The sequence below is a fragment of the Paraburkholderia bannensis genome, assembly GCF_014200455.1.
In the GTDB taxonomy this organism is placed as follows: Bacteria; Pseudomonadota; Gammaproteobacteria; order Burkholderiales; family Burkholderiaceae; genus Paraburkholderia; species Paraburkholderia bannensis_A.
In genome coordinates, this window is the sequence record NZ_JACHBW010000003.1 from 339341 (window position 1) to 360598 (window position 21258).

At 64.8% G+C, this 21258-nt stretch carries 23 protein-coding genes; 14 read left to right on the top strand and 9 right to left on the bottom strand.

Annotation, left to right across the window (positions count from 1 at the left end):
* Positions 1 to 88 precede the first annotated feature (88 nt).
* Complete coding sequence (locus F4827_RS07225; protein WP_183723231.1) at positions 89 to 721, top strand: TetR/AcrR family transcriptional regulator; 633 nt, start codon at positions 89 to 91, stop codon at positions 719 to 721.
* 19 nt (positions 722 to 740) lie between these two features.
* Here F4827_RS07225 and F4827_RS07230 read toward each other — a convergent pair whose 3' ends face one another.
* The 5 genes from F4827_RS07230 to F4827_RS07250 form a co-directional block, all read right to left on the bottom strand.
* Positions 741 to 971 (bottom strand): DUF2795 domain-containing protein, encoded by a 231-nt coding sequence (locus F4827_RS07230; RefSeq protein WP_183723233.1) that lies wholly within the window; start codon positions 969 to 971, stop codon positions 741 to 743.
* A gap of 191 nt (positions 972 to 1162) precedes the next feature.
* Complete coding sequence (locus tag F4827_RS07235; RefSeq protein ID WP_183723235.1) at positions 1163 to 1423, bottom strand: hypothetical protein; 261 nt, start codon at positions 1421 to 1423, stop codon at positions 1163 to 1165.
* 323 nt (positions 1424 to 1746) lie between these two features.
* Positions 1747 to 3510, bottom strand: a complete 1764-nt coding sequence (locus F4827_RS07240) for a ClcB-like voltage-gated chloride channel protein (protein WP_311672786.1) — start codon at positions 3508 to 3510, stop codon at positions 1747 to 1749.
* 130 nt (positions 3511 to 3640) lie between these two features.
* Positions 3641 to 4375 carry a glutathione S-transferase gene (locus F4827_RS07245; protein WP_183723239.1) on the bottom strand — a complete coding sequence of 245 codons (735 nt, stop codon included), beginning with the start codon at positions 4373 to 4375 and terminating at the stop codon, positions 3641 to 3643.
* Positions 4376 to 4593: 218 nt separating this feature from the next.
* Positions 4594 to 5694 (bottom strand): YeiH family protein, encoded by a 1101-nt coding sequence (locus tag F4827_RS07250; RefSeq protein WP_183723241.1) that lies wholly within the window; start codon positions 5692 to 5694, stop codon positions 4594 to 4596.
* A 124-nt stretch (positions 5695 to 5818) separates the two neighbouring features.
* On the opposite strand from F4827_RS07250, the gene F4827_RS07255 reads away from it, so the two are divergent.
* The 8 genes from F4827_RS07255 (at position 5819) to F4827_RS07290 (ending at position 13682) form a co-directional block, all read left to right on the top strand.
* On the top strand, positions 5819 to 6772 hold the full coding sequence (locus tag F4827_RS07255; RefSeq protein ID WP_183723243.1) for a LysR family transcriptional regulator: 954 nt from the start codon (positions 5819 to 5821) through the stop codon (positions 6770 to 6772).
* 173 nt (positions 6773 to 6945) lie between these two features.
* On the top strand, positions 6946 to 7740 hold the full coding sequence (locus F4827_RS07260; protein WP_183723245.1) for a sugar phosphate isomerase/epimerase: 795 nt from the start codon (positions 6946 to 6948) through the stop codon (positions 7738 to 7740).
* A gap of 58 nt (positions 7741 to 7798) precedes the next feature.
* Complete coding sequence (locus F4827_RS07265) at positions 7799 to 8776, top strand: sugar kinase (protein ID WP_183723247.1); 978 nt, start codon at positions 7799 to 7801, stop codon at positions 8774 to 8776.
* 106 nt (positions 8777 to 8882) lie between these two features.
* Positions 8883 to 10166, top strand: coding sequence for an MFS transporter (locus F4827_RS07270; protein WP_183723249.1), 1284 nt, complete (start codon positions 8883 to 8885; stop codon positions 10164 to 10166).
* Between the two features lie 67 nt (positions 10167 to 10233).
* A complete protein-coding gene (locus F4827_RS07275) occupies positions 10234 to 11199 on the top strand; it encodes a D-glycerate dehydrogenase (protein ID WP_183723251.1) in 966 nt (321 codons plus the stop codon).
* Positions 11196 to 12248: a substrate-binding domain-containing protein gene (locus F4827_RS07280; RefSeq protein ID WP_183723253.1), complete on the top strand. Its 1053-nt coding sequence runs from the start codon at positions 11196 to 11198 to the stop codon at positions 12246 to 12248. Before F4827_RS07275 ends, F4827_RS07280 begins: the two co-directional genes overlap by 4 nt.
* A gap of 135 nt (positions 12249 to 12383) precedes the next feature.
* Positions 12384 to 13205: a YhfC family intramembrane metalloprotease gene (locus F4827_RS07285; protein WP_183723255.1), complete on the top strand. Its 822-nt coding sequence runs from the start codon at positions 12384 to 12386 to the stop codon at positions 13203 to 13205.
* 111 nt (positions 13206 to 13316) lie between these two features.
* On the top strand, positions 13317 to 13682 hold the full coding sequence (locus F4827_RS07290; protein ID WP_183723257.1) for a DUF3022 domain-containing protein: 366 nt from the start codon (positions 13317 to 13319) through the stop codon (positions 13680 to 13682).
* 47 nt (positions 13683 to 13729) lie between these two features.
* Here the strand turns inward: F4827_RS07290 and F4827_RS07295 are convergent, their stop codons facing one another.
* Together F4827_RS07295 and F4827_RS07300 are read right to left on the bottom strand one after the other, a co-directional pair.
* Complete coding sequence (locus F4827_RS07295) at positions 13730 to 14164, bottom strand: PGDYG domain-containing protein (RefSeq protein WP_183723259.1); 435 nt, start codon at positions 14162 to 14164, stop codon at positions 13730 to 13732.
* A 236-nt stretch (positions 14165 to 14400) separates the two neighbouring features.
* The gene (locus F4827_RS07300; protein WP_183723261.1) at positions 14401 to 14967 is read right to left on the bottom strand and encodes a Spy/CpxP family protein refolding chaperone; all 567 of its coding nucleotides are present in this window, start codon (positions 14965 to 14967) and stop codon (positions 14401 to 14403) included.
* A gap of 281 nt (positions 14968 to 15248) precedes the next feature.
* Here F4827_RS07300 and F4827_RS07305 point away from each other — a divergent pair, with 281 nt between their 5' ends.
* Both F4827_RS07305 and F4827_RS07310 read left to right on the top strand, forming a co-directional pair.
* On the top strand, positions 15249 to 15713 hold the full coding sequence (locus F4827_RS07305) for an Lrp/AsnC family transcriptional regulator (protein ID WP_183723263.1): 465 nt from the start codon (positions 15249 to 15251) through the stop codon (positions 15711 to 15713).
* Between the two features lie 199 nt (positions 15714 to 15912).
* The gene (locus F4827_RS07310; protein WP_183723265.1) at positions 15913 to 17019 is read left to right on the top strand and encodes a saccharopine dehydrogenase family protein; all 1107 of its coding nucleotides are present in this window, start codon (positions 15913 to 15915) and stop codon (positions 17017 to 17019) included.
* A 26-nt stretch (positions 17020 to 17045) separates the two neighbouring features.
* On the opposite strand, the gene F4827_RS07315 is transcribed toward F4827_RS07310, so the two are convergent.
* Both F4827_RS07315 and cydX read right to left on the bottom strand, forming a co-directional pair.
* Entirely contained in the window at positions 17046 to 17630 is a 585-nt protein-coding gene (locus F4827_RS07315; protein ID WP_183723267.1) for an ATP-binding protein, read from the bottom strand.
* Positions 17631 to 17647: 17 nt separating this feature from the next.
* The gene (gene cydX, locus F4827_RS07320) at positions 17648 to 17773 is read right to left on the bottom strand and encodes a cytochrome bd-I oxidase subunit CydX (protein ID WP_167055624.1); all 126 of its coding nucleotides are present in this window, start codon (positions 17771 to 17773) and stop codon (positions 17648 to 17650) included.
* A 239-nt stretch (positions 17774 to 18012) separates the two neighbouring features.
* On the opposite strand from cydX, the gene F4827_RS07325 reads away from it, so the two are divergent.
* The 3 genes from F4827_RS07325 (at position 18013) to F4827_RS07335 (ending at position 20878) form a co-directional block, all read left to right on the top strand.
* Positions 18013 to 18477: a hypothetical protein gene (locus F4827_RS07325; RefSeq protein ID WP_183723269.1), complete on the top strand. Its 465-nt coding sequence runs from the start codon at positions 18013 to 18015 to the stop codon at positions 18475 to 18477.
* Between the two features lie 259 nt (positions 18478 to 18736).
* Complete coding sequence (gene corA, locus F4827_RS07330) at positions 18737 to 19714, top strand: magnesium/cobalt transporter CorA (RefSeq protein WP_183723271.1); 978 nt, start codon at positions 18737 to 18739, stop codon at positions 19712 to 19714.
* Between the two features lie 207 nt (positions 19715 to 19921).
* Positions 19922 to 20878, top strand: coding sequence for a sugar ABC transporter substrate-binding protein (locus F4827_RS07335; protein ID WP_183723272.1), 957 nt, complete (start codon positions 19922 to 19924; stop codon positions 20876 to 20878).
* Positions 20879 to 21258: the final 380 nt, after the last annotated feature.

Below are 21258 nucleotides of genomic sequence, written 5' to 3' on the forward strand. Positions count from 1 at the left end.
ATTCAGTGTTAGACTCGCGCGACCATCGCGATGCCGGGAGCATGGCCGCGATGGCGTAATCCTTTCACTAGACGGTGACTTCAACACCATGACGCGCCAAGCCACTCCGCGCACCCGACTCACCCGCGAACAGAGCCGCGACCAGACGCGCGAGTGCCTGCTCGATGCTGCGCGGGATCTGTTCATCGCCAAGGGCTTCGTCGGCGCGAGCGTCGAGGACATCGCGCAGGAGGCCGGCTATACGCGCGGCGCGTTCTATTCGAATTTCGACGGCAAGGCGGAACTGCTGGTCGAACTGCTGCGGCGCGACCACGAGGCGATGGAGGTCGATCTGCGCGCGATCTTCGAAGCCAATGCGTCGCGCGAAATCATGGAAGCGCGGGTGCTGACGTTCTACAGCCGCCTGCCACAAGACAACAAGATGTTCCTGCTGTGGGTGGAGGCCAAGCTGCTCGCGGCCCGCGACGCGCGCTTTCGCACGCGTTTCAACGCCTTCATGAAAGAAAAGCGCGAGCGCCTCGCGGCCTATATCGAAGAGTTTTCCGCGCGAGTCGGCACGCCGTTGCCAATCGCACCGGACCTGATGGCGCTGGGACTGATGGGCTTGTGCGACGGCGTGCAATTCTTTGCCACCGCCGATCCGCAGCATGTGACGCCGCCGGTGGTGGAAGCGGTGCTGGGCCGCTTCTTCGCGCGCGTGGTATTCGGCCGCGACGCCTGAGCCGCGCGCACGAAAATCCCTAGATACCGAGGCCAGGGCCGTAATTGCTGCCGATCAGACGCGTGACGGAAGCAACGTCGCGATAGTCCTGTTCGGGCATCCCGTCGAGTATCGCCAGCACCTCGTTGCTCGCCCCGGCGTTGCGGGCGGCTTCTACGAGATCATCCTTGTTGGCCGGCCAGCGCACTTCACGCAGGACATCGGAGAACTGCAGGTCGATGGGTTCGTCGGGGATGGATGAAGCGGACATGCGCGAAATCCTCGGCGCGGCGGGCGCGCGAACTTTAAAACAGCTCAGACCGGATAGATAGATGCCCCGCAAAGAGACGGGGTGAGTGGCGTCGCGCAGACAAGCATACACAAAGCCCGCACCGCTGAGCCAGTAGGTGCACAGCGGTGCATAGCGGACCCGCGCAGGCGCTCACGGACCCGCGCAGGCGCTCAGGTCTGCTGATGGAGAACCGGGCTTAGCGAACGGTCCAGACGGTGCGACTTCGGCAGGCTCAGATATTCCCAGTGCTGCACGCCAGTTGCGCTTGGCACGTCGGGCGCGGGCGGCGCCACAGGGACGTCCGCCATGGGCGAACGCATCTCTGGCGCAGGTGCGCTGGCTCGGTCGATCTGGGCGTCCTGCGTGCGCACAGGTGCGGCGAAGCACGAGGCCGACAGCAGCACGGTCGTCAACAGCGTCGAGGTTTTCATCGCTCGACCTCCTTTGCTCATGCGGCCCGAAGGTCGCGGCAAGTGCCGTGCCGTGGCGGTCAGGCTGACCGGACGAGGCGGGGCGGCCGCGCGCAGGAAGACAAGTGATTCGGCGCGAGCCATGCGGCACACCGCCGGCGGTGCGAGGAAAGCGGTGACAGGACAACCAGACGAGATCTGTCAGGGCGCACGCGCGAGCGGAAATCTCATAATGGCAGCAAATGATGCACCACGTCTCGAACGCATGTGCTTTTTTATTTGTCACATGAAATCATCGACTTAACCCTGAAATGCTGGTCGCTCCCGGTTGTTATTCTCGCTTGTTATCGTTCCGGATTCATGCGCTGGTAGGCGTCCAGCAAGGAGGTCTTGTAGACGACCCCCGCCAGGCGCGGCTGCTGCGCGCTTTCGATCACGGGCAGGCGCTCGCCCTGGAACGACATGAAGTGCTGCAATGCCACGGCGAGCGGCATATCGGGCGTGAGCACAGCGAACGACGCCTTGAGGTAATCGCCGGCGTGTTTGTTCGAGGTATCGCGCTTTTGCAGCAGATCGCTGGTGATGTCCGCCAGCGCGACTGCGCCCAGGAAGCGCCCGGTGTCGTCGGTCACGTAGAGGTACTTCACCGGATATTCGAGAAACACGCGCGTCATCTCCTGAACGGTGGCGTCGACGCGCACGACGGTGTCGGCGGGGCGCACCAGCTCGCGCATCTGGGTGGCGCGCAGGCGCAGGCGTTCGGCTTCTTCGCGATTTCGGTGCAGCGTGATTTCGTACATCGATTGGGTGCCCGTGGCGCGCGCCACGAAATACGCCACCACGCACGAGAGCATCAGCGGCAGCACCACCTGGTAGCTGAGCGTCATCTCGAAGATCATCAGGATCGCCATCAGCGGCGCCTGGGTCGCGCCCGCGAGGAACGCGCCCATGCCGACCATCGCATACGCGAATGGCGCCGACGTGCCGTGCGGCCACAGCGCGTTCATGCCCTGGCCGAACAGGCAGCCGATCACCGCGCCCATGAAGAGCGTCGGCGTGAACACCCCGCCGACCGCGCCCGAACCCACCGTCGCGGCAGTGGCGACGAGCTTGAACACCAGCACGGTCGCAAGCGCCGTCCACGTCCAGGGCGAATGCAGGATCGAATTCACCACGCTATAGCCGTTGCCCCAGACCTCGGGCGTCCACACGGAAAGCACGCCGCACACCAGGCCGCCGAGCGCAAGCTTGGCGGGCAGCGGCAATTTGAGGCGGCCGAAACCGGCTTTCGTCACGTCGAGCATGGAAAGAAAGCGCGGCGCGAGCACGCCGCACAGAATGCCCAGCGCGACGAACAGCAGCACTTCGACGCCCGTGACGGGCGGGAACACCGGCATCTCGTAGGGCGGCTTGTAGCCTGCGAATTCACGCATCGTGATGTTGGCGACCACGGAGGCCACCACGATCGGCCCGAAACTCTCCATGACGATCGCGCCGAGCACGATCTCCGTCACGAAGAACGCGCCCGCGATCGGTGCGTTGTAGGCCGAGGTGATACCGGCCGCCGCGCCGCACGCAACCAGCAAACGCAGACGCTGCGGATCGAAGTGAACCCAGCGCCCGATCAGCGACGCGGCGAGCGCGGCGAGTTGGACCATCGGCCCTTCGCGGCCAATCGAGCCGCCGCTCGCAATCGTGAACAGCGACGAGGCGCTGCGCCACAGGCTCGTGCCAACCGGCATCACGCCGTCGCCGATCGCCACGGCTTCGACGTAGTCCGTGTGGATCGGCTTGTTACCGGCGGCGGGGGCGCTGCGTGCGCTGGCCGACTGGCGTCTGGCGATCAGCAGCAGGCAGCCCGCGATAAAGCCGCCCGCCGCGGGCAGCCAGATGCGCGTGTGCCACGGCAGCCGCCGCGCCATCTCGACGAAACTGCCTTCCTTGCCGGTGAAAAGGATCTGCAGATGGGCAATCCCCTCGCGAAAGATGACGGTCGCGAACGCCCCGGCCACGCCGACGATCACCGACCAGATCAACATCGTGTGGGCATCGGAGAGACGAAAGAGGTCACGGGCGCGGGTGCGCAGTTTCAGCAGGAATGACAGCACGGCAGGCGGACAGGTTGAAGTGGCAAAGGAAAAGCGGCGCCGCGCGAGGCGGGGGCCGCAAGGGTCTGTATATGTGTGGTAGCGCGCCCAGTGGCGCGCGCGCATCGCGCCACCAATGCGCTCAATGCGCTCAATGCGTGGCCCGATCGAGTTCCGGATAGTGGCGGAAGATACCCGTTTCGTTGAATGCAAGCCGCCGCTCGGACTGCAGATAAGCGACGATCGCCGGGCGCGCGGCCACGGCGTCGTGCAGCGCAATCACGTTTGGATAATGGCCGGCGAGATGCTTCGTCGCTTTCGGAAACGCGTAGCGCAGGCCCTCGACGATCTGGAACATCGACAGATCGACATAGCTGAGCGCCGTGCCCACCATATGCTGCGGGCCGTCCGGATTGTGCACGAGCACGCGCTCGAAGTAGCGCATGAACTTCGGCATGCGATGCTGGATGAAGTCTTTCGAGCGCGCCTTCGCCGCGTCCTGCTGGTCTTCGTAGTAGAGGCCGCTGGCAATCGGATGATGGGTGTCGTGGACCTCGGTGACGAGATCGGCGATCGTCAGTTGCAGGCCGTTGGCGATGATACGCAGGCCCTCGTCGCGAGGCGCGAGTTTCAGCTTCGGCCCGAGATAGAACAGGATGTTCGCCACATGCGGCACGATCAGATCGCCATCCCTGAGAAAGGGCGGCGCATAGGGTGGGTACGGCTCGTCGCTCTCCAGTCCAGCCATCAGCGCGCCGATCCCCTGGCCGTCCTCTTTCTCGCCGCGCGCGACGTCCACATAGGGCGCACCGGCTTCCTCCAGCGCGAGCCGCACGAATTCGCCACGGCCCTGCAGACCGTCCCAGTAATACAGTTCGTATGCCATTGCTTGTCCCCTTCGTCGGATGGGACAGTATGGGCCGCAACCGTCGGGCCCGGGCGCTGTGTGGCGTGGCGGCATGACGAAGCACGCATGCGCAATCAATCCCGGAAACGCAACCGGAAACGCACAAAGCCCCGCCATCGGCGGGGCAAGCGACCGGACCAGCCGGTGCGCGGTCTCTCAGGCTGGGCCCGAAGTGTTTCGTTGTCATCAACCGAACATCAACCAAACAGCCGCTGCACACCCCAGGTGATCGCAAGACCACCCAGCACCAGCCATACATAGAGGATGAAACCCGTGGTCAGCGCCCGCGGACCGGCCTGGCGAATCTGCGAGACGCGCGTTTCGATGCCGAGCGCCGTCATGGCCATCGTGAGTGCAAAGGTGTCGAGCAGATTGAGCGACGAGGTCGCGGCATCGGGCAGCACATGCAGCGAGTTCACCACCACCAGCGCGAGGAAACCGAGCGCGAACCAGGGCACCGCCAGCTTGCGCGCACCTTGCTTCACGCCATCGGCACCGATCGCCTTACGCGCCGAACGATTGAGCCACACGCCGAGCAACAGCAGCACCGGCACGAGCAGCATCACGCGGGTCATCTTGACGATGGTGGCGATATGCGTGGCTTCCGGGCTCACGTTGCTGGCTGCGCCCACGACCTGCGCCACTTCGTGAATCGTGCCGCCGAAGAACAGACCCGCGCCGACGGTATCGAGATGCAGCCAGCCAGCGCGATACAGCAGCGGATAGAGGAACATCGAAAGCGTACCGAACAGCACCACGCTCCCCACGGCCATCGCGCTCTTGTGCGGCTTCGATTGCAGCGTCGATTCGAAGGCGAGCACGGCGGCCGCGCCGCAGATCGCGCTGCCGGCAGCTGTCAGAATGGCCGTGTCGCGGTCGAGCTTCATGATCTTCATGCCCGCCCAGGTGCCGATCACGAGCGTGCTCACCACGATCGCCACCGATTCGACGAGACCCGGCATGCCCACCTGGGCGATTTCCTGCAGGCTCACGCGCAGACCGAAAAACGCCACGGCAATGCGCAGCAGCTTGCGCGCCGAGAAGTTGACGCCGGCCGCCCAGCTTTCCGGCATCGCGTCGGGCAGCAGATTGCCGTAGACCGCCCCGGCGACGATGCCGACGATCAGTGGGCTCAGCCCCAGATTGGCGATCGCGGGCAGCGCCGCGAGGCGGGTGACGGCGAACGCAAACAGCGCGACGAACAGCACGCCGTTGATCTGGCCGCGCGTCGAAAGTGACGAATTCGACGATTGCGACGATTGCGAAGGACGCGCAAGAGTGGCCGGCGATGTGGACATGGCAGGGGGTGTTCCGTGTTGGCAGCAATTTCGCTACGAATGCGCTAATCCTAAATTACATATAACGATATGAAAAATCGTCATTTGCGAAGTAAAATATAAGCCAACCCGATAATTTCACCTGATGACCCCGGAACAACTGATAACTTTCGCCGCCGTTGCAGAGCATCGCAACATCAGTCGCGCGGCGCTCGCACTGCATCTGTCGCAGCCTGCCGTGTCGGGGCAGTTGCGGCTGTTGCAGGAAGACTTCGGCGAGCCGCTGTATCTGCGCGACGGGCGCGGCGTGCGCCTGACGCCCACCGGCGAGCAGTTGGCCGCCTACGCGGCGCGCCTGCGAGAGAACTGGCGCGATGCGCTGGCGTTTCGCGATGCGCTGCGCGGTCTGGAGCGCGGCACGCTGCGCATCGGCGCGAGCACGACGCCCGCGAGCTACCGGCTGCCGTATCTGGTCGCGGCGTTTCATCGGCGCTATCCGGACGTCAAGCTGGAAACCGCCAGCGGCAATACAGCGGACGTGGTGGCGATGCTCGGCGATCTCGATATCGCGCTGGTCGAAGGCCCGGTGGGCGCGCAATTGCCTGCCGATTGCGCCGTGCATCCGTGGCACGAAGACGAGATCGTGGCGATCGTGCCGCGCGGCCATGCGCTGGTTGAAGCTGCGGCCGCGGCGGCGGGCGGCCGCTGCGATCTGGCCGCGTTCGGCGACCTGCCGCTGGTCACCCGCGAAGACGGCTCGGGCGTGCGCCAGGTGGTCGAGCGCGCCTTTGCGCGCGCGGCAGTGCCGATGCGCGTCGCGCTCGAAATCGCGGGCGTGGAGGGCGTAAAGGAAGCGGTGCGCGCGGGCATGGGCATTGGCTTCGTGTCTGCGATGTCGATGCGGCACGAGGACGGCGCGCTCGCGCAGATCCGCATCGGGCCCCAACCGCTCGCGCGGCGCTTTTCGATCGTGGTGCCACACGCGGGAGCGGCTTCGCGCGTCGCCCAGCGCTTTCTTGAACTCTGCCTGCTGGACACGCCGGGCGAGAATGGCGCACATACTGATAACACCGCGGCTGGCACAAGGTTCCCGCCATAAATTAGGGGATTTCCACAATGGCGCTGGCTGCCGGGTCGGCGCAACATCCGGCCATCAATCGAACGGAACAAATCAAGCGCTCAGGCGCTTTTTTTCCACCGCGATTTGGAACCGGTTCCAAGCGACCACCGAACCTTGCTCGAAACGGAGCCGGCAGCAACAGGAAGACGACGATGGCGGAAGTAGCAATTGTGGCAAGCGCCTTTGGTGCGGGATCGATCTGGCGTGACGGCCATGCGGCGTGGTTGGGCGCGACGAAGACGGCCGGCGCGGGCGCGTTCGAAGTACGGCGCGAACTGATGCACGACGCCGATGCGCAACGCGGCGCGTTGCGCGCGCTCGGCACAGCGATTGCGGCTGCGGATCTGTGGCCGGTGTGGTCGACGCCCGACACGCTCTACGCCGATGATGGCGCACTAAACGAAGCCGAACTGCGCCTCGCTGTCGAATCGGGCCGGGCGCTCGGCGCGCGCTTCGTCAAGTTGCAACTCGGCGGCTTTGCGGGCGAGGCGCATCTGGCGCGGCTCGCGGCGGTTCTCGAAGAACTCGGCGTGAAGGGCACTGACAATGCAGCCCCGAACGCGCCGCGCGTGGTGGTCGAAAACGGCCAGCTCGAACAGGGCGGCAAGCTCGCGCAATTCACGGCGCTGTTCCGCGCGCTGCGCGCAGGCGGCGAAGACAAGCTGATCGGCATGACCTTCGATATCGGCAACTGGCAGTGGACCGGCGAAGCGCCGCTGATGGCCGCCGTTGCGCTCGCGCCGAACGTCGAATACATCCACTGCAAGGCGGTGCAAGGCGAGGGCGCGCGACGCTTCGCCCGCGCTCCCGCCGCCGACGATCCGCTGTGCAGGGCCGCACTGGCGCGCCTGCCTTCGGACGTGCCGCGCGGCATCGAATTTCCGTTCGACGAAGCGCGCATGCAGGAAGACGCCGCGCGCAATGTGGCGTGGCTCGCCTCGGCATAACCTGGGCAACGTGTCCAGGCTCGCGCCCCCGAATTCATCTTTTGCAGGAACGCATTCCATGACGCACTCACTCGATGTGATCACCTACGGCGAGGCCATGGCGATGTTCGTGGCCGCCGATACCGGCGCGCTGCACGACGTCGCGCGATTCATCAAGCGCGCGGCCGGCGCGGAACTGAACGTGGCGACCGGCCTCGCGCGGCTGGGCTTCAAGGTGGGCTGGATGAGCCGGTTGGGCGACGATTCGTTCGGCCGCTTCGTGCGCGGCGTGCTCGCCCAGGAAGGCATCGACGCGCAATGCGTCGAAACCGACACACGCTATCCCACCGGCTTCCAGCTCAAGTCGAAGACCGATGACGGCAGCGATCCCGCCGTCGAATATTTCCGTCGCGGCTCGGCGGCCAGCCATCTGTCGATCAGCGATTACAAGCGCGGCTATGTGCTGGGCGCGCGTCATCTGCATTTGAGCGGCGTGGCGCCCGCCATTTCGGCGACCTCGCGCGAACTCGCTTTCATGCTCGCGCGCGAGATGCGCGAAGCGGGCCGCACGATCAGCTTCGATCCGAATCTGCGCCCAACCTTGTGGGGTTCCGAAGCGGAGATGGTCGCGACGCTCAACGAGCTTGCGCGTTTCGCCGACTGGGTTCTGCCGGGCGTCAACGAAGGCCGCATTCTCACCGGCTCCGACGACCCCGAACTGATCGCACGTTTCTATCTGGAACGCGGCGCGCGCGGCGTGATCGTGAAGCTCGGCGCGCAGGGCGCGTACTTCGAGACGAACACGGGCGAGCGCGGCCATGTGCCGGCGCAGCGCGTCGATAAGGTCGTCGATACGGTGGGCGCGGGCGATGGCTTCGCGGTGGGCGTGGTGAGCGCGCTGCTCGAAGGCCGTGCGTTGCATCAGGCCGTCGCGCGCGGCAACCGCATCGGCGCGCTTGCGGTGCAGGTGATCGGCGATTCGGAAGGCCTGCCCACGCGTACGCAACTCGATGCGCTCGAAGCGCACGACCCACGCCACGCGCAAGCCCCCGCGTAACGCACAACGCATCACGCGCAGCAGACCGTACAGCAGCCCCACATTCCAACAGCAAGGAACGGCACCAGGCCCCGCAAGCCCAACATGCCGCCGACAGGAGACACCGATGACCTCAACCTCGCTTGCCCCGCGCCGCTGGTGGGCGATCATGCCGATCGTGTTCATCACGTACAGCCTCGCCTATCTCGACCGCGCGAACTACGGCTTCGCTGCGGCGGCGGGCATCAATCGCGATCTGGGCATCAGCCCCGGACTGTCTTCGCTGATCGGCGCGCTGTTCTTCCTCGGTTACTTTTTCTTCCAGTTGCCCGGCGCGGTCTACGCGGAACGACGCAGCGTGCGCAAGCTGGTGTTCGTGAGCCTGCTGCTGTGGGGCGGCTGCGCTTCGCTCACCGGCGTCGTCACCAATATTCCCTCGCTGATGGTGATCCGCTTCGTGCTGGGCGTGGTGGAGGCAGCCGTGATGCCCGCGATGCTCATCTACATCAGCAACTGGTTCACCCGATCCGAGCGCTCGCGCGCCAACACTTTTCTGATCCTCGGCAATCCGGTCACGGTGTTGTGGATGTCGGTGGTGTCGGGCTATCTCGTGCACAGCTACGGCTGGCGTCATATGTTCATCGCCGAGGGCGTGCCCGCCGTGGTCTGGGCGGTGTGCTGGTGGCTGCTGGTGCGCGACAAACCGGCGCAGGTCAAATGGCTCTCCAACGACGAAAAGCGCGCACTCGACGCCGCGATGCGCGCCGAACAGGCCGCCATCAAGCCCGTGAAAAACTACGCCGAAGCGTTCCGCTCGCCGGCCGTGATCCTGCTGTGCGCGCAGTATTTCTGCTGGAGTATCGGCGTATACGGCTTCGTGTTGTGGCTGCCGTCGATCGTCAAGAACGGCTCGTCGCTGGGCATGGTCGAGACGGGCTGGCTCTCGGCCATGCCGTATCTCGCTGCTACCATCGCGATGCTCGGCGCGTCGTGGGCCTCGGACAAGCTCAATAACCGCCGCGCCTTCGTGTGGCCGTTCCTGCTGATCGGCGCGATGGCTTTCGCGGGCTCGTACGCGGTGGGCGCGACCCACTTCTGGACCTCGTACGCGCTGCTGGTGGTCGCGGGCGCGGCAATGTACGCGCCGTATGGCCCGTTCTTCGCGATCGTGCCGGAGCTGCTGCCGAAGAACGTCTCGGGCGGTGCGATGGCCCTCATCAACAGCATGGGCGCGCTCGGCTCGTTCGTGGGCTCGTACGTGGTCGGCTATCTGAATGGCGCGACCGGCACGCCTGCGGCATCCTACGCGTTCATGAGCGCGGCGCTGCTGGTGTCGGTGGGCCTGACGCTGGCCGTGAAACCGCGCCGCGACGCCGCCGCTGGCTATGCCGCGCCCGCGCATGGTAAATAACGCAATCGATAGTGCAATCGACAACGCAATTGATAACGCAATCGAACGAACGGAAAAACGCGCACCTATGAAGCAGAAAATCGTGGCCTACAAGACCTTGCCCGCCGATGTCGCCGACTATCTGCGCGAGCATGCCGAAGTCGTCTTCGTCGACGCAAGCGATACGCAGGCCTTGAGCGCCGCGCTCAAGGATGCCGACGGTGCGATCGGTGCGAGCGTCAAGGTCACGCCGGCGATGCTCGACGGCTCGCGCATCAAGGCGCTGTCGACTATCTCGGTGGGCTTCGACCAGTTCGACGTGGCCGATCTCACGCAGCGCGGCATCGTGCTCGCGCACACGCCCGACGTGCTCACCGAATCGACGGCAGATACCGTGTTCTCGCTGATTCTCGCCAGCGCCCGCCGCGTGGTCGAACTGGCCGAGTGGGTCAAGGCCGGCGAGTGGAAGGCGAGCATCGGTCCCGCGCATTTCGGCGTGGACGTGCAGGGCAAGACGCTCGGCATCGTCGGGCTGGGCCGCATCGGCGGCGCGGTCGCGCGGCGTGCGGCGCTCGGCTTCAACATGCGGGTGCTCTACACCAACCGCAGCCCGAACGAAACCGCCGAGCGCGAATACGGCGCACGCCGGGTCGAACTCGACGAACTGCTCGCGGTGTCGGATTTCGTCTGCCTGCAGGTGCCGCTCACTGACGCCACGCGTCATATGATCGGCGCGCCGCAGTTCGCGAAGATGAAGAAGAGCGCGATCCTCATCAACGCCTCGCGCGGCGCGACCGTCGACGAAAAGGCGCTGATCGCCGCGCTCGAAGCGGGCACGATCCACGGCGCGGGCCTCGACGTGTTCGAGCGGGAACCAGTCGATCCGGCTTCGCCGCTGCTGCGCATGCCGAACGTGGTGGCGCTGCCGCATATCGGCTCCGCCACGCACGAGACGCGTCACGCAATGGCGCGCAACGCGGCGGAAAACCTCGTTGCCGCGCTCGCGGGCACGCTGCGCACGAACATCGTCAACCGCGAGGTGCTGGCGAAATGACGGTGGAGTCGAGCAGCCCGAGCGCAGAAGGCACGCGCCGCGCGACCATCAGCGACGTCGCGCGCGAAGCGGGCACGGGCAAGACCAGCATTTCGCGCTATCTGAACGGCGAGTTGTCGGTGCTCTCGCCGGACCTGCGCGCGCGTATCGAGGCGGCCATCGAACGGCTCGACTACCGGCCCAACCAGATGGCGCGCGGCCTCAAACGCGGGCGCAACCGGCTGCTCGGCCTGCTGCTCGCGGATCTGGCGAATCCGTATTCGGTCGAAGTGCTGCAAGGCGTGGAAGCGGCCTGCCACGCGCTCGGCTATATGCCGCTCATCTGCCACGCCGCCAATGAAGTCGATATGGAGCGTCGCTACCTGCAGTTGCTGACGACGTATCGCGTGGAAGGCGTGATCGTCAATGCGCTGGGCGTGCGCGAATCGATGCTCAAGCCGGTGGGCAGCGGCGGCATTCCCGCCGTGCTGGTCGACCGCACCGTCGATGGTCTCGACGCCGATATGGTCGGTCTCGACAATGCAGCGGCCGTGCGCCAGGGCGTGCGGCATCTGATCGAGCGCGGCTACAACGACCTCGTGTTCGTGGTGCAGCCGTTCGAACACGTGAGTTCGCGGCGCGAGCGCGAAGCGGCGTTTCGCGCGGCCACGCAGGGCGAGCAGGCCGCGCACAGCACGCATGTGCTCGATCTGCGCGAGGAAGAGGGCGTTGATGCCTCGCTTGCAGCGCTCGATCTCTATCTCGCCGATGCAGCCAAACGCGGCGCCCGCTGCGCGCTGTTCGCGGCCAATGCGCCGGTGGCGCTGCGTCTCGCGCTGCATCTGAAGGCGAAACTGGGCGCGCACTGGCAGCAGCAGGTCGCACTGATCGCCATCGACGATCCCGAATGGGCCGAGCTGGCCGGCATCACCACGATCCGCCAGCCAACGCGCGAAATCGGCTATCGCGCGGTCGAATTCCTGCACGAGCGCATCGAAGGGGCGGCGCCTGCCGCGCGCGCTGCGGCGTTTGCCGGCGAGCTGGTGGTGCGCGCTTCCACGCTGGGTTGACATCGACATAGAGCCGTGCCGCGCGCAGCCGCCGCTGCGCGATCGGCTTATTTTCTGCGATGATGCGGGCTGCGGCGTGCGACATGAATGAACATGGATGATTTTGTGCGCGCGCCGGACGTCACAAGGAACCCCATGCACGTAGATCCGGTCACGCTAGTCTGCCTTTCGCTCGCGACGCTTTTCGTCGCCTTTTTGCCGATTTCGCTTTATCGCCGCTTGCGCCGGCCCTTCCAGTTCGACTGGCGCGACACCATCGCCGGGATCGCCATTTTTGCGCTGTTTGCTACCGTCATCGAGCGCGCGCTCAACGGCTTCCTGCTGCACGAAAACGCCCAGACGGCGGAACTGCTCACCCATCCCATCGCCTTCGTGGCCTACGGCGCGCTCGTTGCGGGCGTGTGCGAGGAAGTCGGGCGCTATATCGCCATGCGCATGCTGGCGCGGCGTGGCGGGCGCCTGCCCGGATTGTCCAACACGCCGCCGAAGGACAGCACGGGTCTCGCTTACGGCATCGGTCATGGCGGCGCGGAAGCGTGGTTCGTCGGCGTGCTGGTGCAACTGCAGTGGATCTTTTTCGCGGTACTCGCCAATCGTGGCGACCTCGATACGCATCTGACCAACCTGACGATGGATTCGGTGCTGCGCGTGCATCTGATCCTCGCCACGCTTTCGCCGCTGCATGCGGGCGTGTTCGCGCTCGAACGCACGGCGGCTCTGGTGTTCCAGATCGGGCTTTCGGTGCTGATGTGGCGCGGCGTGCAGGCGGGCCGCAAAGCCATCCTGCCGATCGCGATTCTCGTCCACGCGCTAATCGACGTGCCCGCAGCGATGTTCCAGGCGCGCCTCGTGCCGCTCGTCGCCGTGGACGCGCTCTATGTGTCGCTGGCGATCGTCGCCGCCATCGTGCTGTTCAAGACCTGCGGGCCGCGCCGCAGCCAGACGCGCGCGGCCTGAGGGCAACGCCCGCGCCAGCTTTGCACTGGCGCGGCGACGCAGCCTCGGGTACGCTTCGGCGCTACCTCGAAACCCTATCCTGAGAGCCCGGATTCCGGGCACAACCGCGCGATGGAAGACTATCTGTTTGAATGCGCGAGCGCCGATATCGAGCAGCTCGCGCGCGTGATCGCCGATCTGTTCCCCGAGCAGACGCGTTTTGCCGAGCAAGCTGCCGAAAACGGCACGCCGCAACTGGTCGTGCATTGGGTGGCGATGCGCATGGGCACGGCCGCGCGCCGCATGACGCTGACGGTAGCGATCGCGCCGGCCGCGCTGGCGCGCTATCGCGCCTTGCCAGCGCGCATGCGTTCGCGCAGCTTTGCGGTGCTGCACGCCTACGTGGAAGCGACGATCGGCTCGCTCGAAGAGCAGCACGCGAAGGGCGAGGAAACGCCGCGCGACGTCACGCTCGATCTCGACGAGGAATTCGCCTGAGACGCCGAAGACGCGCCTGAAAGACGCGCTTGAGTGCGTAGTGCGGATCAATCGGCCAGGCGATACACCTTCGCGAAACGCGCAGCCTTCACGACGCCGAAATCGCCGGGCGCGTACTGCATGACCCAGTCGCCAGCCTCGCCGTGCAGGCGGTCGCCGCCCGCCGAGCGCACGATCGTGAACGGCTCATCCATGCGCTTGGCGAGCACCACGCCCGGACGGTTGCGATAGGTGCCAGGCGCGCCGTGCGCGAGTGCGGCGTCGGCGGGCAGATACTTCGGATCAAAACGCTCGCGCGACACGACCCAGCGCTCGCCGGTGGCGCCGGTGATGATGGCGTCGCCGGGTGCGTAGCGGTTCGGGCCTTCGAGGCTCATCAGCTCGCCCGGTGCAGCGGCGAATTCGACGGTGACGGTTTCGTCCTTGACCACACGTTGTGCGGCGCAATCGACGGCGAGGTCGAGTTGAGTCAGTTCGATCATGGTGGGAGTGGCGGACCTGCCGCAAAAGGCTTCGATTCGCATCGACTTGGTTCGATGCAGGAAAACTGCCTGAAATATAGGCTCAAGCTGCAGCTAACTCCAGCCTATACCAGGGCCAAACAAAACAGCACGACAAAAAGCACGATGGCCGGGCAATCTGCCCGGCCATCGTGCGGTCCGCAAGCGTACCTTGAAATTGCGCGCCACGCGAGGCGACGCGCGTTTTTTCCCGAACTTTACTGCGCTGCCGGAGCGCTGGCTGCAGCGGCGTCGCTGGCCGCGGCGGCCGGGGCCTTGGCCTTCGGCTTCATCTTGTGCTTCGGATGCTGCGCTGCCGGACCCTTCGGACCATGTTCCGGGTGACGGAAGGTGGTATCCGCAAGCTTCTTCTGTTCCGGCGAGAAGCTGGTGTACAGCGGTTCGAAGGCCGTGACGAGCTTTTGCATGTCGTCGGCGTGCGCCTGGGTGATCTGGGCGTACTGCTTCATGTCGTCGAGCGCGTTACGTTGCGCTTCGCCTTCCACGCGCTGCTTGTACAGATCGGCCATGGTCTGGCCGTTGCTGCGCATGACATCGGCGAACGTCTTCCATTGCGGCTCTTGATCGGCGGTGATCTTCAGCGCCGAATGCAGATACGCGATGCGCTCTTCCACGCGCTCCTGATGCTGCGCGGCGCGTACATCGGCGCTCGATGCGGCTGCGGCGATCGGCGTGGACGAAGCTGCGGTCTGCGCGACGGCGCCTTGTGCGAAGGCGGCGCTCATCGTGAGCGTAGCGGCAAGGATGACAAAAGCTTTCTTCATTGTTGCTCCTTGAATCTTCATTTCGTAGCGAGATTGTGGCTATTCGTAGCTATCTGGTAGCAAGGCAGACGCAAGACCAAGGTGGGTACAAACGGCTTGCAGGCGTTATTAGTACCACGTTATCAAGACAAAACGGCCGCGATGCCACAACTGCTTACAAACGAAACGCCCAGAAATAAGCTGAAACACGTCGCTTTGCACGGGGGATGCACAGGCGATAATGGCACGTCGCTTTTTGACGCCCGTTCCACCGCCTTGATGCTTCAGGAGCCGTCCCAACGATGAGACCGCCGCGCCTCGACCAACTCGACGACCTCGATCGCAGCCTCGTTGCGCTGCTGCAGGAGAACGCCCGCGAAAGCGTGGCGAATCTCGCGCGCCAGCTGGACGTCGCGCGCACCACGGTGCTCGCGCGCATCGCGCGGCTCGAACGTTCACAGGTGATCGCGGGCTACGGCGTGCGGCTCGGTCAGGATGTGCTCGACGCGAGCCTGCAGGCGTGGGTCGGCCTCATCATCGCGCCGCGCCACGGTCCCGATGTGCAGAAGCGGCTGGGCAAGATGCCCGAAGTGCAATTGCTCTGCGCGGTGAGCGGCGAATACGACTATGTCGCGTGGTTACGCGCCGATTCGCCCGAGCGGCTGAACGAACTGCTCGATCAGATCGGCGGCATGCAGGGCGTCGAGCGCACGACCACTTCGATCGTGCTGGCGCGCAAGATCGATCGCGGCACGGTGACACCCTGAGCAGCGCCTTGTGAGCGGCACTGTTAACACGATTTTTATAGCTTTTCGTCATTTCGACCAAAACTATCGTCAATATGACGAAAAGCTACGTCGAAGCGCATCATTTTGTGCCTATGATCTGATTTTGCACCTCCCTAGACTGTAGCCGAGCGGGCGCGGCAAGGCCCCCGACCACAAAACTCGAATAAGGAGATGCAAGATGAAAGTCGCTATCGCAGGCGCCGGCCTGATCGGCCACACCATTGCACACATGCTGCGCGAAACCGGCGACTACGAGGTAGCCGCGTTCGACCGCGATGCGCGCGCGCTCGAAGCACTCGCCGCGCAGGGCATCCCCACCGTCCGGGTCGATTCTGGCGACGCCGCCGCGTTGCGCGGTGCGCTCGAAGGCTACGATGTGCTTATCAACGCGCTGCCGTATTACCTCGCGGTGAACGTGGCATCGGCGGCGAAAGGCGCGGGCGTTCACTACTTCGATCTGACCGAGGACGTGCGCGCAACCCACGCCATCCGCGCGCTCGCCGATGGAGCGGATCACGCCTTCATGCCGCAGTGTGGCCTCGCGCCAGGCTTTATCGGACTCGCCGCCCATGCCCTCGCGAGCCGCTTCACCGAGATCCGCGAAGTGAAGATGCGCGTGGGCGCGCTGCCGCAGTTCCCCACCAACGCGCTCAAATACAACCTCACCTGGAGCGTGGACGGCCTCATCAACGAATACTGCCAGCCCTGCGAAGCGATCCGCGATGGCCGCACGCAATGGGTCCAGCCGCTCGAAGGTCTGGAGCACTTTTCGCTCGACGGCGTGGAGTACGAAGCATTCAATACCTCGGGCGGTCTGGGCACCTTGTGCGAGACGCTTGCGGGCCGCGTGGAGTCGCTCGACTACAAGTCGGTGCGCTATCCGGGCCACCGCGCGCTGATGCAGTTCCTGCTCGAAGACCTGCGTCTGTCCGGCGACCGCGATGTGCTCAAGTCGATCATGCGGCGCGCGATTCCCGCCACGGAGCAGGACGTCGTGCTGATCTTCATGACCGTCACGGGCATGCGCCACGGCCAGCTGGTTCAGGAAGTCTTCACGCGCAAGATCTTCGCGAAGACAGTGTGCGGCGTGCCGATGAGCGCGATCCAGATCACCACGGCGGGCGCGATGTGCGCCGTGCTCGATCTGTTCCGCGAAAAGAAGCTGCCGCAGGCGGGTTTCGTGCGCCAGGAGCAGGTGGCGCTGTCGGACTTTCTCGCCAACCGCTTCGGCCAGGTGTATGAAGGCGCCACGCTGGATTCGTTCGCGCCGGTGGCCGTGGTCTGAAGGCTGCCGGGAGCGATCGAATCGACTCAGGAAGCGCCCGCCAGCCGTTGCAACAACGCGTCGTAATCGGCTTGCGTGGGCGCGGTCGTATCGAACACGATCAGGTCGTCCCGTTGTGCGCCTTCGGGTTCGAAGCGCCGTTGCCGGTACTCGTCCCAATGCGCGAGTTTCCAGTCGTCGCCGGGATGCGCGCGCGCGACGATGCGCTGTTGCGCCGTCTGCTCGTCGGCGCACACCCACACGGCGGCGAGCGCCACATCCTCAGCCACGCCCAGCCACTGCCGATCCAGCAGCCGCCGCTCGCGCACTTCGCGCGAGAGCGGCCCGACCGCGAGCACGCTCACACCCAGCGCGAGATTTTCGCGTGCGGTGTCGAGCATGCCCTGGTATTCGGGATCGCGCAGATGATGGAGAAAGAGCGGACTGTCGCGGTCATGCGGATCCTGACCGAGCGCCGCGAGCGTAGCGGCGCCGGTACGTCCGTAGAGCGTGTCCTTGTCGAGCAGGCAGAACGGCTCGCCCGTCGCGCGGGCAAGCGGGCCAATCAGATGTTTGGCAAGCGAAGTCTTGCCGGTGCCGGCGTGTCCGCAGAAGAAAACCAGCCGTGTCACGTACGCCGATCCAGGGTTTATTCAGGGGGTTGCGCGCCGTTGTCGCCGTTGAGGAGCTTGCCGTTGGCGTCGAGCCACATCACGTTGATGATGCCGAAGCCAAGCGCCACGCCGATGCCGAGTATCCACGTGAAATACCACATCACTTGCGTCCTCCCTGGTTTGACGGGATGAAGCGGCGCAATTGCGTGCGGAACAGCGTCCCGAACCTGCGCCAGTTCCCGCAGCATATACCATCGCCGCCGGCATGCCCGGAATGTGCGCCGCCCGGCGCGGCGGGCAGCGCGCGTGCGGTTATGATGGGCGCTCTCAGGTCCGCCGCACGTAATCTGAAACAAGCCAGACGCAAGTCGTCAGAGAGCCGACAAAGGGGAGAGCGCCCATGCCGCTGCGCGTATGCAAAGAGCGTCACCGTTCGTGGGGCGTTGCGCCCGTTGCGGCACTGGCCGCCGCCATGGCGCTGGCATTGGCGCTGGGCGGTTGCGCCGAAGAGCGCGCGCCGCCCGTGCCGTTCAAACCGGTACCCGAATCCCGCATCCAGAAACCCGGCTACACCGCGCCGGGCGAAGGCCTCGTCGCCATGGACGTGCGGCGCGAGCGCATCCGCGACGTCATCGTTAAATTTCGCGACGCGCGCGTCTACATCGACGGCGAAGAAGTCACCGACCTCATGGACGGCGAGCACGTCACGTTCTACCTGAAGCCGGGCGTCCACCGCATTGGCGTGACGACGCAGTTCGATCCGGTCATCGAATTGCGTTTCCTGGTCGATCCGCGCTACACGAATCGCGCGAGCGTAACGTTCGACAAGGATCATCGGATCGGCATCCGGCGCGTCGCGCAATAGGCGGCGGCGCTTCCCTTAGGCTCGCCACGGCGCTTTGCGCGCCCGCAACTTTCACGATGCTTTCAATGGCGGTCTCTGGGCGACCCGGCACCGCGTTTGCTATGCGCCTTGCGGAACCGCCTCGGCGCGCGAAGGTCGATGCAACGCTTACACTTGGCGACCGCTTTCAGAATCAACGTCAGCGAATCAACGTCAGCGAATCAACTTCAGGACAGGCGGCGCAGCGGCATTGCGGCGCGCCGCCGGGACGAATCCGAACATGCTCATCAATTGCGCTGCATATCAGAGCGGCAAGAAACTGGCCGATATTCAGGTCGAGGCCATCAGCGACTATCTGCAGAAGCCCGAATGCTTCGTCTGGGTCGCGCTCAAGGATCCGGACGCGGGCGAAATGGCCGCGATGAAGGAAGAGTTCGATCTGCACTCGCTGGCAATCGAAGACGTCATGAACGGCCGGCAGCGCCCCAAGATCGAGGAGTACGGCGACACGCTGTTCGCGGTGTTCCATACGATCGAGATCGACGGCGACGGCGAGATCATTACCGGCCAGGTCAACGTCTTCGCCGGGCCGAATTTCGTGCTCTCGGTGCGCCATCGCGCCCAGCAGGGCTTCCAGGAGGTGCGCGCGCGCTGCGAGCGCGAACCGGAGCTGCTCAAGGAAGGTTCCGGCTTCGTGCTGTATGCGCTGATGGACAGCGTGGTCGACCGCTACGCGCCGGTGCTCGAAGCGCTTTCCAGCGAGATCGAAGAGCTCGAAGACCGCATTTTCGAGAAACACTCGCTCGCACAGTCGCGCGCCATCATCGAGGATCTGTACTCGCTCAAGCGCCGCCTCGTGATCCTGCAGCATCACATCACGCCGCTCGTCGATGCGGTGGGCAAGCTGGTGGGCGGCCGCATCCCGCAGGTGTGCCTGGGCATGCAGGCCTATTACCGCGACGTGTACGACCATCTGGTGCGCATCTCCAACATGATCGACGCGCGTCGCGAAATGATCGTCACGGCCATCCAGGTGAATCTCGGCATGATCTCGCTGGCCGAAAACGAGGTGACCAAGCGGCTCGGTTCCTTTGCCGCATTGTTCGCCGTCCCGACCATGATTGCGGGTATCTACGGGATGAACTTCGAGCACATTCCGGAGCTACATTTCAAGTACGGCTATGAAGTCTGTCTCGCCGTGATGGCGATCATCGACATCGTGCTGTACATCCTGTTCCGTCGCGGCGGCTGGCTCTGATAGTCTGCAGCTCCGCAGGTGCTTCATCAAATGCTGCATCGCAGCGCGTCAAAAGCGATTCCCAAACGCAACGCGCTGAGCACGATGCAGCAACTCGCGGTAAATTGACACCGCGTGCACGCGGCCCCGGAGAATGGGCCGCCCGAAAACGTTTGCGCATAAGCAGAAATGCGGCCCACCCGGGCCAGACAACTGGAGACTCCAAAGATGAACTCCCGCATTCGCCGTCGCTTTCTTTGTACCGCTGCTGCACTTCTCGCTGTTTCGGCACTGCCGCTTTCGGCGCATGCCCAGGCCGCCGGCCACAAGCCCAAGGTCGCCCTCGTCATGAAGTCGCTCGCCAACGAGTTCTTCCTCACCATGGAGAACGGCGCGAAGGACTATCAAAAGCACAACGCCGGTGAGTTCGACCTGATCACCAACGGCATCAAGAACGAAACCGATACCGCCGCGCAGATCCAGATCGTCGAGCAGATGATCGTCTCGAAGGTGGACGCCATCGTGCTCGCGCCTGCCGATTCCAAGGCGCTCGTGCCCGTGGTGAAGAAGGCCGTGGATGCGGGCATCATCGTGGTCAATATCGACAACCGGCTCGATCCCGACGTGCTCAAGTCGAAGAACCTGAACGTGCCCTTCGTCGGCCCAGATAACAAGAAGGGCGCGCGTCTGGTCGGCGACTACCTCGCCAAAAAGCTCAAGTCGGGCGATCAGGTCGGCATCATCGAAGGCGTGTCGACCACAACCAACGCGCAGCAGCGCACGGCCGGCTTCAAGGACGCGATGGACGCGCTCGGCGCGAAGATCGTCTCCACGCAGTCGGGCGAGTGGGAAATCGACAAGGGCAACGCCGTGGCCTCGGCCATGCTCAACGAGTATCCCGAGCTGAAGGCGCTGCTGTGCGGTAACGACAACATGGCGATCGGCGCGGTGTCGGCCGTGCGCGCGGCGGGCAAACAGGGCAAGGTCTACGTGGTCGGCTACGACAACATCGACGCCATCAAGCCGATGCTCAAGGACGGCCGCGTGCTCGCCACCGCCGACCAGTACGCCGCCAGGCAGGCCGTGTTCGGCATCGACACGGCGCTCAAGGCGATCAAGGAGCACAAGAAGCAGGCCGATCTCTCGGGCGTGGTCGAAACCCCGGTCGTGCTGGTCACGAAGTAAGCCGGCGGAGCAAGCCCGCGTGCGGGCATGGTGAAAGGCCGGGAAGGCACAAAGTATGCATGCCGAATCGTTCGGCACGCCTTCCGGCCTTCGTTTTCACTGGACCGTCAAACCGGGCTGGCTGGCCCGGCGCCTTGCGGACGGGCTCGCGCAGGTCAGTCGCGCAGAACTCGGGTGAGACTTGTGTAATAAACCGCTCAAGAAAAGCGATGGGCCGCCGTTATTCGTAGCGTGATGGCTGCGTGAGCAAGGTTGAACGACCGCGCCGCCAACGGCGGACCGTCCGAACGACGTGCGCCGGCTTGTGAATAGGGCGGGCCAGCGCGTACCGCGCGCCGGCAGCGCCCTTTTTGTGCGGATCGTACAACAGCGCCGAAGGC

Coding starts and splice junctions, on each gene's coding strand:
- F4827_RS07230 (WP_183723233.1), bottom strand. CDS start 971: ATGTCCGCTTCATCCATCCCCGACGAACCCATCGACCTGCAGTTCTCC.
- F4827_RS07300 (WP_183723261.1), bottom strand. CDS start 14,967: ATGAAGAAAGCTTTTGTCATCCTTGCCGCTACGCTCACGATGAGCGCC.
- F4827_RS07255 (WP_183723243.1), top strand. CDS start 5,819: ATGACCCCGGAACAACTGATAACTTTCGCCGCCGTTGCAGAGCATCGC.
- F4827_RS07260 (WP_183723245.1), top strand. CDS start 6,946: ATGGCGGAAGTAGCAATTGTGGCAAGCGCCTTTGGTGCGGGATCGATC.
- F4827_RS07265 (WP_183723247.1), top strand. CDS start 7,799: ATGACGCACTCACTCGATGTGATCACCTACGGCGAGGCCATGGCGATG.
- cydX (WP_167055624.1), bottom strand. CDS start 17,773: ATGTGGTATTTCACGTGGATACTCGGCATCGGCGTGGCGCTTGGCTTC.
- F4827_RS07305 (WP_183723263.1), top strand. CDS start 15,249: ATGAGACCGCCGCGCCTCGACCAACTCGACGACCTCGATCGCAGCCTC.
- F4827_RS07310 (WP_183723265.1), top strand. CDS start 15,913: ATGAAAGTCGCTATCGCAGGCGCCGGCCTGATCGGCCACACCATTGCA.
- F4827_RS07270 (WP_183723249.1), top strand. CDS start 8,883: ATGACCTCAACCTCGCTTGCCCCGCGCCGCTGGTGGGCGATCATGCCG.
- F4827_RS07235 (WP_183723235.1), bottom strand. CDS start 1,423: ATGAAAACCTCGACGCTGTTGACGACCGTGCTGCTGTCGGCCTCGTGC.
- F4827_RS07275 (WP_183723251.1), top strand. CDS start 10,234: ATGAAGCAGAAAATCGTGGCCTACAAGACCTTGCCCGCCGATGTCGCC.
- F4827_RS07250 (WP_183723241.1), bottom strand. CDS start 5,694: ATGTCCACATCGCCGGCCACTCTTGCGCGTCCTTCGCAATCGTCGCAA.
- F4827_RS07225 (WP_183723231.1), top strand. CDS start 89: ATGACGCGCCAAGCCACTCCGCGCACCCGACTCACCCGCGAACAGAGC.
- F4827_RS07325 (WP_183723269.1), top strand. CDS start 18,013: ATGCCGCTGCGCGTATGCAAAGAGCGTCACCGTTCGTGGGGCGTTGCG.
- corA (WP_183723271.1), top strand. CDS start 18,737: ATGCTCATCAATTGCGCTGCATATCAGAGCGGCAAGAAACTGGCCGAT.
- F4827_RS07285 (WP_183723255.1), top strand. CDS start 12,384: ATGCACGTAGATCCGGTCACGCTAGTCTGCCTTTCGCTCGCGACGCTT.
- F4827_RS07245 (WP_183723239.1), bottom strand. CDS start 4,375: ATGGCATACGAACTGTATTACTGGGACGGTCTGCAGGGCCGTGGCGAA.
- F4827_RS07280 (WP_183723253.1), top strand. CDS start 11,196: ATGACGGTGGAGTCGAGCAGCCCGAGCGCAGAAGGCACGCGCCGCGCG.
- F4827_RS07295 (WP_183723259.1), bottom strand. CDS start 14,164: ATGATCGAACTGACTCAACTCGACCTCGCCGTCGATTGCGCCGCACAA.
- F4827_RS07335 (WP_183723272.1), top strand. CDS start 19,922: ATGAACTCCCGCATTCGCCGTCGCTTTCTTTGTACCGCTGCTGCACTT.
- F4827_RS07290 (WP_183723257.1), top strand. CDS start 13,317: ATGGAAGACTATCTGTTTGAATGCGCGAGCGCCGATATCGAGCAGCTC.